Origin of the sequence: Streptomyces sp. 13-12-16 (assembly GCF_002114215.1) — a bacterium.
Classification (GTDB): Bacteria; Actinomycetota; Actinomycetes; order Streptomycetales; family Streptomycetaceae; genus Streptomyces.
In genome coordinates this window covers 1-11,064 of the sequence record NZ_NCTE01000028.1, presented here as the reverse complement: position 1 = coordinate 11,064, position 11,064 = coordinate 1, and the positions used below count along the sequence as shown (strand labels likewise).

Sequence of the window (11,064 nt, the reverse complement as noted above, 5' to 3'; positions counted from 1 at the left end):
GGCGACCGCCGCCACCTCCCCCACGCCCTCCACGGCCGCCGCGCCCCCGGTCCCCGCCCGCGCCGCGGCCTGCGGCGACGGCTCCTACCAGGCCGAGGCCGTGCTCAACGGCAGCACCTGGACCGCCAGGCGCGGCGGCAGCACGGTCTACACCGGCGGCGACATGCGCGCGGCCGTGCAGGCGGCGATCAGCAGCCTGTCCGCCGGCCGCACCAGCAAGGAACGGGTGGTGGTGCGCGGCTCGGGCTCCATCTCCGCCGGTTCCCGCATCTCCCTGCCGAGCTACACGGCCCTGGACGTCTGCGGCACCATCGACGTCACCGGCAGCGGCTCCGGCGACCAGGCCCCGGTCTACTCCCGCGGCACCCGCGACATCGAGGTGCAGCACCTCAACGTCACCGGCGCCCCGCTGTACGGGATCTTCATGCGCAACGTGCAGAACGTCGTCCTCGGCCAGATCGACATGCGCCTGACGCGCGGCCTCGGCGTCCGCATCGACAACCGCGGCGACACCAGCCAGTGGACGCGCAACGTGCGCATCGACGACGTGTACGTCTCCGGCGCGTCCAGCCACGCCGTGGAGACGTACGGCGTCGACGGCCTCACCGTCGGCACGGTGACCGCCCGCAACGTCGGCGAGTCGGGCCTGCTGCTGAACCAGACGATCAACGCCACGGTCTCCAAGGTGGACGCGGAGAACGCCGGCACCGGCACCGGGTACGCGGCCTTCCGCATGGCCAACCGCAACGGCCGGATCGGCAGCTCCTACCCCACCAACATCCGCGTCGGCGAGGTCGTCGCGCGCGGCGGCGGACGGGGCGTGTTCTGCGTCTCGGAGAGCGGCGGGGCGACGATCGACAGGATCACGCTCTCGAACACGGGCAACAACGCGATCCTGATCGAGAACTGCTACAACGTGAACCTCGCCGCCCAGAGCGGCACGGTCACCGGCGGCGGCGAGATCCGCCTGGCCGCGCGCTCGGAGTTCGCGAACAACAGGGACATCACCGTCCAGAACCTCACGGTGACGAACTCGTCGATCCGCGAGAGCCCCTGCGGCGAGAACACGACGTTCCGCAACAACCGACTGGTGAACAGCAGCCAGTCGATCTGCTGACACGGGGGGACGGGGTGCGGCATGGTGTGCCGCACCCCGTCCCCGTGCGCCCGCCCGGTCTCAGCTCGTGGTGAGCATCCCCGCGCGCAGCCGCTTCAGCGTGCGGGACAGCAGCCGCGAGACGTGCATCTGGGAGCAGCCGAGCCGCTCGCCGATCTCCGCCTGCGTCAGCTCCTCCACGAACCGCCAGTGCACGATCTTGCGCTCGCGCTCGTCGAGCTCGGCGATCATCGGGGCGAGCGCGTGGAAGTCCTCGACCAGTTCCAGCGCGGCGTCCTCGGTGCCGATGAAGTCGGCGAGCACGCTCTCGCCGTCCGGCTCGCTGCCGATGGCGGCGTCCAGGGAGGCGGAGTTGTAGCCGTTGGAGGCGATCCGGGCCTCGTTGACCTCTTCCTCGGTCAGGCTCATCAGCTGCGCGAGTTCGGCGGTCGTGGGCGTACGGCCCAGCCGGCTGCGCAGTTCCTCGGTGGCGCGGGCGAGCTGCACCCGGGCCTCCTGGAGCCGGCGCGGCACGTGCACGGACCACGAGGTGTCGCGGAAGAACCGCTTGATCTCGCCGACGATGTAGGGGATCGCGAAGGAGGTGAACTCCACCTCGCGGGACAGCTCGAACCGGTCGATCGCCTTGATCAGCCCGATCATGCCGACCTGGACGATGTCCTCCATCTCCTCCGGCCCGCGGCTGCGGAACCGGCCGGCCGCGAAGCGGACGAGGGACATGTTCATCTCGATGAGGGTGTTGCGCGCGTACTGGTACTCGTGCGTGCCCTCCTCCAGCTCCGTCAGCCGGCGGAAGAACTGCTTGGACAGCTCCCGCGCGTCCTTCGGCGCGACCTGACCGGGATCGGCGACCTCCGGCAGTTCGGTCACTGTCTGAGCTCGGTCGGTCCGCGCCATCGTCGACGTCACTGTTCGCCCTCCCTGGTCGGTCGGCCCCACTTCCGGCACCGGCTCAACCGCGTGTACCCCGGTTCACGCGATACACGCACCCTCTTTTCACCCGTTCACCGGCGGCGCAGCAGCCGTACGAGAGCGGACACGACGGTGAGCACGGCGGCGACGACGAGGAACGCGTCACCCCAGACCGGCAGGTCGACCCCGGCCCCGGGGAAGGCGAGCACGGGCCTCACCCCTCCGCGATCACGACCGCCGAGGCCACCCCGGCGTCATGGCTGAGCGACACGTGCCAGGACCGTACGCCCAGCTCGGCGGCGCGGGCGGCCACCGTTCCCTTCACCCGCAGCCGCGGCTGCCCGCTGTCCTCGCACCACACCTCGGCGTCGGTCCAGTACAGCCCCGCGGGCGCGCCGAGCGCCTTGGCGAGCGCCTCCTTGGCCGCGAACCGCGCGGCGAGCGAGGCGACACCGCGCCGCTCCCCGCTGGGCAGCAGCAGCTCGCTCTCCAGGAAGAGCCGCCGGGCCAGCGCGGGCGTCCGCTCCAACGACTGCGCGAACCGCTCGATCTCCGCCACGTCGATCCCGACTCCGATGATGCTCATGCGCAGCACCTTACGAGGCCGCGCCGGGGGACGTCGGACGCCGGCGTGGAGGCCGCCGGTTCCCGTGCGCACCGGCGCCCGACGGGCGGGCGGGTGCCCGCCGGTCCGCCCGTCACGCACCATTTCACCCTTTCCACGCACATGCGGAGGGCCCCGGTGGGATCACCGGGGCCCTCCGCACACATTCCGCCGCCCTACCAGCGGTACCAGCGGCCCCGCGCGCCGCCCGTGCCCGCCGGGCGGACGAAGAAGCCCACCAGCCACAGCACGAGCACGATGGCCGCGATCCACCACAGTGCCTTGAGCGCGAAGCCCGCGCCGAACAGGATCAGTGCCAGAAGAAGAACCAGAAGCAGGGGAACCATGTGTATCAACCTCCGGTCCCGCGAGTGCCCCGGCACCCCGCACACAAGCTCCCCAACTCCACGTTAATTTCACAGTCTTGGGGGAATCCGCGCGGAACTGCCGCCCCGGCGGCGGCTCGGACCGGCAGGAGCGCGTGACCCGGCCGGGGCGGCCCCGGCCTTCCCCGCCGGGGCCTTCAGCGCGTTTCCCGGAGGTCTGGGGACCTACTCCACCGTCACCGACTTCGCCAGGTTCCGCGGCTGGTCCACCTCGTTGCCCCGCGCCGTCGCCAGCTCGCAGGCGAAGACCTGGAGCGGCACCGTCGCCACCAGGGGCTGGAGCAGCGTCGGGGTGGCCGGGACGCGGATCAGGTGGTCGGCGTACTCGGCGACCGCCTCGTCCCCCTCCTCCGCGATGACGATCGTCCGCGCGCCCCGGGCCCGGATCTCCTGGATGTTGGAGACGATCTTGTCGTGGAGGACGGACCGTCCGCGCGGCGACGGGGCGACCACGACCACCGGCATGCCGTCCTCGATCAGCGCGATCGGGCCGTGCTTCAGCTCGCCCGCCGCGAAGCCCTCCGCGTGCATGTACGCGAGTTCCTTCAGCTTCAGCGCGCCCTCCAGCGCGACCGGGTAGCCCACGTGCCGGCCCAGGAACAGCACCGTGTCCTTCGCGGCCAGCGACCGCGCCAGCTCCCGTACCGGCTCCATCGTCTCCAGGACCCGGTCCACCGCACCGGAGATCGACGACAGGTCCCGCACCACCGCGCGGATCTCGTCGGCCCACTTGGTGCCCCGCACCTGGCCCAGGTACAGCGCGACCAGGTAGCAGGCGACGAGCTGGGTCAGGAACGCCTTGGTCGAGGCGACCGCGACCTCCGGACCGGCGTGCGTGTACAGCACGGCGTCGGACTCGCGCGGGATCGTGGAACCGTTGGTGTTGCAGATCGCCAGCACGTGCGCGCCCTGCTCGCGGGCGTGGCGCAGGGCCATCAGCGTGTCCATGGTCTCGCCGGACTGGGAGACGGCGATGACGAGGGTCTGCTGGTCGAGGATCGGGTCCCGGTAGCGGAACTCGCTCGCCAGTTCCACCTCGCAGGGGATCCTGGTCCAGTGCTCGATGGCGTACTTGGCGATCAGCCCGGCGTGGAAGGCCGTACCGCAGGCGACGATGACGACCTTGTCGACCTCGCGCAGCACGTTCGCCGGGATGCGGACCTCGTCCAGGGTCAGTGAGCCCGACCCGTCGATGCGGCCCAGCAGGGTGTCGGCGACCGCCTTCGGCTGCTCGGCGATCTCCTTGAGCATGAAGGAGGCGTAGCCGCCCTTCTCGGCGGCGGAGGCGTCCCAGTCGACGTGGTACTCGCGGACGTCGGCCGCACGGCCGTCGAAGTCGGTGACCGTCACCGCGTCCCGGCGCAGCTCGACCACCTGGTCCTGCCCCAGTTCGACGGCGTCCCGCGTGTGCGCGATGAACGCGGCCACGTCGGAGGCGAGGAAGGCCTCGCCCTCCCCCACGCCCACCACCAGCGGGGAGTTGCGGCGCGCGCCGACCACCACGTCCGGCTCGTCCGCGTGGACGGCGACCAGGGTGAACGCGCCCTCCAGGCGCCGGCAGACCAGCCGCATCGCCTCCGCGAGGTCGGCGCAGGCGGAGAACTCCTCGGCGAGGAGGTGGGCGACGACCTCGGTGTCCGTCTCGGAGGCGAGGTCGTGGCCGCGCTCGGCCAGCTCGGCGCGGAGCGCGGCGAAGTTCTCGATGATGCCGTTGTGGACGACGGCGACCCGGCCCGCGTTGTCGAGGTGCGGGTGGGCGTTGGCGTCCGTCGGGCCGCCGTGGGTGGCCCAGCGGGTGTGTCCGATGCCGGTGGTCCCGGTCGGCAGCGGCCGTTCGGCCAGCTCCTTCTCCAGGTTGACGAGTTTCCCGGCCCGTTTGGCGGTGGCCAGCCCGCCGTCGGCCAGCACGGCGACGCCCGCCGAGTCGTACCCCCGGTACTCCAGCCGCTTCAGTCCGGCCGTCACGACGTTCAGCGCCGACTGCGGCCCCACGTATCCCACGATTCCGCACATGCCCGGCAGCCTACGGTCCGTCAGCCGCCGGAAAAGGCCTTCGCCTGCCCGAAATCGGAAATTCCCACCGGTGCACGAAGCACCGGTGGGAACGGAACCCGAGGGTGACTCAGGCGAGCTTGCCGAGCTGGGCCTCGACGACGTCCGCCGGGACGTCGAAGTCCTCGCCGGTGCCCATGGCGGCCAGGTTGACGGCGCTGAAGGTGACGAGCGTGGCGCCCTTGCGCACCACGATGATCTTGTTCGGGGCCTTGACGCCCTCGTCGACGGCCACGGTCAGGGTGATGGCGGAGCCCTCGTCGCCACCCTCCGCGGCGGCCGCGGCGACCTTGACGACCTGCATCTTCTCACCGGAGACGGTGGCGGTGAAGCCGCCCGCGCACTTCGTGGCGGCGTCGGTCAGGCCCTTCATCGCCTGCGCGGCACCGTCACCCTCGTAGGAGGCGAGGTTGATGAGCATCTTGTCGACGTCGAGGGCGGCCAGCAGGGCGTCCTCGGGGTTCGTGCCCTCGGAGGGCTTCACGGGGTCGCCCGTCCAGGACCGCTTCACGGTCGCGGCGGGCTCGCCCTGGGCCACACCGGCCTGGGCGTGGGCCAGCGGCAGGCAGGCCGCGTCGTCCGTCTTCACCTGGTCCTTGGCGATGTCGTCCGTCGCCGCGACCTTGGTGGCCACCTTGCCGCTCTTGACGTCCGCCTGCGCCAGCGCGGCCTTCTCCAGCTCGGCGGCGGTCAACGCCTCGGCCGCCGGCGCGGCGGAGGCGGAGGCGCTCGACTCCGCCTTGCCCTTGCCGTCGCCGGCCTTGTCCTCGTCGCCGGAGCCACCGCAGGCGGTGGCGAGCAGGGCGAGCGCGGCGGCGGAGGCGGCGAGCACGGTACGGCGGACGGCGATGGTTCTCACGGGGAACTCTTTCTCGAAGGCGCGGAGGAATCCGCGGCACATTGCGCGCACTTTAAACGGATCCCGCACACAGCCGCCGCACAGATGATCATCAGACGATCACCCGGTATGCGACCGTGACAACCGCGTGATCCCGGACGGCCACCGGCGACCGCCGTACGTGACACAGCCCACCTGTCGCCCCGTTCGAACTCCGTTAACAATGGACTGTGATCTCTCCGGTCTCCTCGACACCCCGGAGCGCCCACCGGCAGCGGCCGGAGGCGACTCCCTACGTCGACCTCACCCGCGCCGAGTGGAGCGCGCTGCGCGACAAGACTCCGCTGCCCCTGTCGGCGGCGGAGGTCGAACAGCTGCGCGGCCTCGGTGACGTCATCGACCTCGACGAGGTGCGGGACATCTACCTCCCGCTGTCCCGGCTGCTCAATCTCTACGTCGGCGCCACCGACGGACTGCGGGGCGCGCTGAACACGTTCCTCGGCGAGCAGGGCTCCCAGTCGGGCACCCCCTTCGTCATAGGGGTCGCCGGTTCCGTCGCCGTCGGCAAGTCCACGGTGGCCCGGCTGCTGCGCGCCCTGCTCTCCCGCTGGCCCGAGCACCCGCGCGTGGAGCTGGTGACGACGGACGGGTTCCTGCTGCCGACGCGCGAGCTCCAGGAACGGGGCCTGATGTCGCGGAAAGGTTTCCCCGAGTCGTACGACCGCCGCGCGCTGACCCGTTTCGTCGCCGACGTCAAGGCGGGCAAGGGGGAGGTCTCCGCCCCCGTCTACTCCCACCTGATCTACGACATCGTGCCCGGCGAGAAGCTCACCGTGCGCCGCCCGGACATCCTGATCGTCGAAGGGCTCAACGTCCTCCAGCCGGCCCTCCCCGGCCAGGACGGCCGCACGCGCGTGGGCCTCGCCGACTACTTCGACTTCAGCGTGTACGTCGACGCCCGCACGGAGGACATCGAGCGCTGGTACCTCCACCGCTTCAAGCGGCTGCGCGAGACCGCGTTCCAGGACCCGTCGTCGTACTTCCGCAAGTACACCCAGGTCTCCGAGGAGGAGGCCCTCGACTACGCCCGCACGATGTGGCGCACCATCAACAAGCCCAACCTCGTGGAGAACATCGCCCCGACCCGGGGCCGGGCCACGCTGGTGCTGCGCAAGGGCCCGGACCACAAGGTGCAGCGCCTCAGCCTGCGCAAACTCTGACCGCTACGCTGCCGTCATGCTGCACCTGCGACTGATCACGCCGGTCGAGAGGACCGAGGACGTGATCCGGCTGATCGAGGGGACGATCGGCACCGCGCACCTGTGCGTGCTGCCGGGTGCGGCCCGCGACCCCGCGGGGGACGTGGTGATGTGCGACGTGGCGCGGGAGGCGGGTGACGACCTGCTGAGCGAGCTCCAGCGGATGGGGCTGGACGTCAGCGGCTCCATCGCCGTGGAGGACATCGGCCTGTCGCTGTCGAAGCGGGCCGAGAAGGCGGAGAAGGACGCACCGGGCGAGCCCGCGGACGCGGTGCTGTGGGAGCACCTGACCGAGGCCACCCACGAGGAGTCGACCCTCTCGGTCACCTATCTCGCGTTCCTCACCCTGGCCACGATGATCGCGGCCAGCGGCGTGGTGCTGGACAACGCGATCCTGATCGTGGGCGCGATGGCGGTGGGCCCGGAGTTCGGGCCGCTGGCCGGCATCTCCACCGCCGCCGTGCAGCGCCGGCCGCGTCTCGCGCTGCGCGCGGTGACCGCCCTGCTGGTGGGCTTCGCGGTGGCGATGGCGGTGACGGTGGCCTTCAGCCTCTTCATGGACGCGGTCGGGCTGTTCACCAAGGAGCGGTTGGAGGGTGAACGGCCGCAGACCGGCTTCGTGTACGCCCCCGACTGGTTCTCCTTCGTGGTGGCGGTACTGGCCGGAGTGGCCGGCACGCTCTCGCTGACGTCCGCGAAGTCCGGCGCGCTGGTCGGCGTCGCCATCTCGGTGACGACGGTGCCGGCCGCCGCGAACGCCGCGGTGGCGCTGAGCTACGGCGACACGGTGCAGACCTGGGGGTCGACCGAGCAACTGCTGCTCAACCTGTTCGGCATCACCCTGGCGGGCACCGCCACCCTGCTGGCGCAGAAGTACTTCTGGGCCGGCCGGCGCGAGCGGCTGCGCAAGCGCGCCGGGAGCTGACCGACGGCCGGCGCCCTCCGCGTCCACCCCGACACCCGTCGATAATCAGCCAACTTCGATCAGCGAATCACCACTTCCTCCACCACGTGAACACCAAAGGTTCACAAACGTCCCCTGCGGTGCGAGGAGAGGGTGAGCCGGAAAAACTACCGGCCAGTAGTAAAGATCGAGCCACCCCGGCCCCCGGCCCGGGAACCCGGCCTCTTCCCAGCTCCTGGGGTTCTGCCTAGTGTTGCCCCCCGCGTGCCCGGACCTGACCAGTCCGTTCCCGCACATCCATCAGCGACCGGGGGAACGGCGCCGCCACGGGGAGGGGCGCGTCGCGTGCCGCACCATCCGTCATCCGTGCATCCCGTACCGGACGGACACCGCCGTTCCCGACACCGCGGGAGCCGAGGTGTCCTCACCGACTCCTCGCGCTCGCCGGCGCCCTCCCGGTCGTCTCCCTCCTGTGCAGAAGGGGATGCACACGTGCGTTCCAGACCACCGTGGCCCGTCGGGCACGGACCACGCCGATCGAGACTCCTCGCCGGAGTACTTCCCGCCTCCCTCGGCCTCGCGATCGTCGCGGGCCTCGTCGCCCCACCACAGCCGCTCGGCCGGACCACCGGGGACGACGCCGTTCCCACGGGTGCCTCCGCCGACTGGAACGAGGACACGGCCGCCGAGCGGCTGCGGCAGGACCAGTGCCTGATGTCGGACGTACTGCGGCTGGGCGGGCCGGCCATGGCCGCCACCGCGCAGGACGGCCTCAACCAGCCGCCGGACAGGCTGCGCGAGCTGGCCGACCGCGACTACTGGGAGGACACGCCGCTCGCCGCCGCGTACACCAAGGACCGGGACGCCGCCTCCAAGGAGCTGGACGCGCTCAACGGCCGCCGGGACGCCTGGGCTGCGCCCCTCAGCGGGCTGGAGACACCCGGCGGCTTCACCGTCACCGGGTTCCACTGGCCGCCCGGATCGCCCGGTGACGGCCAGGAGGACTTCTACTCCCAGGCCGGTCTGACCCCGTGGGTCGCCGACCGGTTCTGGAAGAGCGAGAGCGACTTCTACGAGGACCCCACGCCCCCGGCCGACGAGCAGACCGTCAAGGCCGTCAAGGACCTGGGCACACCCCTGTACACGAAGGACCCCGATCCGCACTCCCCCGACTGGAACCGGGACCTCGCCGAGCGGGACGCCTTCGAGCACCTGACGGACTGGTCGCTGGAGCCGACCGGCGCGGACAACGCCCGCGTCTTCCTCGCCTCCGGCGGGTTCCCGCGCACGGCTCCGAGTCCGGGGTCCGCCGAGTACCGCATCGCGGTCGAGGACCTGAAGACCCGGTTCGCGTCCTGCGCCTGGCGGGACCCGATCGACCCGAACGAGGTGCTGGGCGGGATCACCGGCACCGCCGCCACCGAGTGGCAGGAGGAGGTCGCCGCCCAGGCCGGGCAGCGCAACCTGATCCTCGACGCCAACGAGGACGCCACCAAGGCCCTCGCCGCCGGCGCGAAGTCGCTCGGGGAGATGCTCGGCAACTCGTGGGTCGCCGACCACCTCGTCCAGTGGCAGGACTACTGGTCCTCCGGCGGGGTGGGCTGGATCGGTGACAGCCACGTGACGATCGAGGTGCCGGGCGCGAAGGGCAGCTGCCTGGACGTCGCCGGCGGCGGCAAGACCAACGGCACCCCCGTCCAGATCTACACCTGCAACGGCGGCGCGGCCCAGCAGTGGACGCTCGAGGGCAGTGAGAACGACCTGCACCTCCGCAACGTCGGCTCGCAGAAGTGCCTGGACGTGGCCGGGAACGCCTCGGCGAACGGCACGAAGATCCAGATCTCGGACTGCTACAAGTCCAAGGGACAGTCGTGGAAGGGCGACGCCCGCGCCACCGCGCCCCTGAAGAGCGTGACCACCGGCAAGTGCCTGGACCTGAGCGCGTTCACCAAGAGCACGGACGCGCGGCTGTGGGACTGCAAGGACGCCTCCTCGCAGAAGTTCCTGATCAAGCCGTCCGGCCACAAGGGCACCGACAGCCCGTCGTACCCGAACACGGCCCAGTTCAACAAGGCGAAGACGGGCGTCGCCACCGCGCAGGCGCAGGCCAAGAAGCAGCTCGCCGTCGTCAAGGCGCAGTGGGAGCTCGCCAAGAAGGCCGCCGCTTCGTCGGACACCGCCACCCAGGCCGCCTACGCCATCGCCGACGCCAACGGCGCTCCGCGCGGCCGCGGTCTGCTGGTCGGCCAGCAGAAGGCGCAGGTCACCAAGGGCGCCGCGGCAGCGCTGGAGGCGATGGTGAAGGCCGCCGAGACCGCCGAGGCCGCCACCCGCGCGTCCGCCGGCGACAGCGCGACCATCGCCCAGCGGGCGCTGGCGCAGGCCGCCCAGTCCAAGGCGGAGTTCCGCAAGGAGGCCGCCCACACCGCCGAACTGCAGGCGAAGGCCGCCGCCGACGCCGCCAAGGTGCACCGGGACAACGCCAAGAAGGACAAGGAGACCGCCGAGGCCAAGCTCACCGAGGCCCTGAAGGCCGAGGGCGAGGCCAAGACGGCCGCCGCCGAGGCCCACACCAAGCGCCTGGCCGCCGAGGCCGAGGAGAAGACGGCCGAGGCGGAGAAGAAGACGGCCGCCGCCAAGCAGGCCGAGGCGGCCGGGCACCGCAAGACCGCCGAGACCGAGGCGACGAAGGCCAAGGACGCCAAGGACAAGGCCGAGGCGGCCGAGAGCACGGCGTCCGACAAGAGGGACGCCGCGGTCAAGGCCAAGGACAAGGCCCGCGACCTGCGCGACGACGCCTGGGACGCCGAGCAGAAGGCCGACGCCGCACGCGCCAAGGCCGACGCGAAGGAGGCGTACGCCCAGGCGCACGAGGCCGACAGCAACGCCCAGGAGTCCAGGGCGGCGGCCGACGCGGCCGCCGGGCACGCCGACGACGCCGAGGCCGCCGCGGTGAAGGCCCGCTCCGCGGCCGACGCCGCGACCAAGGCGG

General features: G+C 71.5%; 9 protein-coding genes. 4 read left to right on the top strand and 5 right to left on the bottom strand.

The features are described 5' to 3' along the window. Positions 1-1,117 (top strand): hypothetical protein (locus tag B7767_RS01405; protein ID WP_085570469.1); only part of this gene is annotated, 1,117 nt, incomplete at its 5' end. Positions 1,118-1,177: 60 nt separating this feature from the next. On the opposite strand, the gene B7767_RS01400 is transcribed toward B7767_RS01405, so the two are convergent. From B7767_RS01400 to B7767_RS01380, 5 genes are all read right to left on the bottom strand, one after another. After that, a complete protein-coding gene (locus tag B7767_RS01400; RefSeq protein ID WP_030861040.1) occupies positions 1,178-2,014 on the bottom strand; it encodes an RNA polymerase sigma factor SigF in 837 nt (278 codons plus the stop codon). 229 nt (positions 2,015-2,243) lie between these two features. Beyond that, positions 2,244-2,615 carry a holo-ACP synthase gene (locus B7767_RS01395; protein ID WP_085570468.1) on the bottom strand — a complete coding sequence of 124 codons (372 nt, stop codon included), beginning with the start codon at positions 2,613-2,615 and terminating at the stop codon, positions 2,244-2,246. A 194-nt stretch (positions 2,616-2,809) separates the two neighbouring features. Next, entirely contained in the window at positions 2,810-2,980 is a 171-nt protein-coding gene (locus B7767_RS01390; RefSeq protein ID WP_085570467.1) for a hydrophobic protein, read from the bottom strand. A 204-nt stretch (positions 2,981-3,184) separates the two neighbouring features. Continuing rightward, positions 3,185-5,032 (bottom strand): glutamine--fructose-6-phosphate transaminase (isomerizing), encoded by a 1,848-nt coding sequence (gene glmS / locus B7767_RS01385; protein WP_085570466.1) that lies wholly within the window; start codon positions 5,030-5,032, stop codon positions 3,185-3,187. Positions 5,033-5,141: 109 nt separating this feature from the next. Beyond that, complete coding sequence (locus tag B7767_RS01380; protein WP_085570470.1) at positions 5,142-5,930, bottom strand: hypothetical protein; 789 nt, start codon at positions 5,928-5,930, stop codon at positions 5,142-5,144. Positions 5,931-6,139: 209 nt separating this feature from the next. Here B7767_RS01380 and coaA point away from each other — a divergent pair, with 209 nt between their 5' ends. The 3 genes from coaA to B7767_RS01365 all read left to right on the top strand — a co-directional run. Then, the gene (gene coaA / locus B7767_RS01375; RefSeq protein WP_085570465.1) at positions 6,140-7,129 is read left to right on the top strand and encodes a type I pantothenate kinase; all 990 of its coding nucleotides are present in this window, start codon (positions 6,140-6,142) and stop codon (positions 7,127-7,129) included. A 16-nt stretch (positions 7,130-7,145) separates the two neighbouring features. Then, complete coding sequence (locus tag B7767_RS01370; protein ID WP_085570464.1) at positions 7,146-8,093, top strand: DUF389 domain-containing protein; 948 nt, start codon at positions 7,146-7,148, stop codon at positions 8,091-8,093. 693 nt (positions 8,094-8,786) lie between these two features. Then, on the top strand, positions 8,787-11,064 hold a 2,278-nt coding region (locus tag B7767_RS01365; RefSeq protein ID WP_179166997.1), incomplete at its 3' end, for an RICIN domain-containing protein.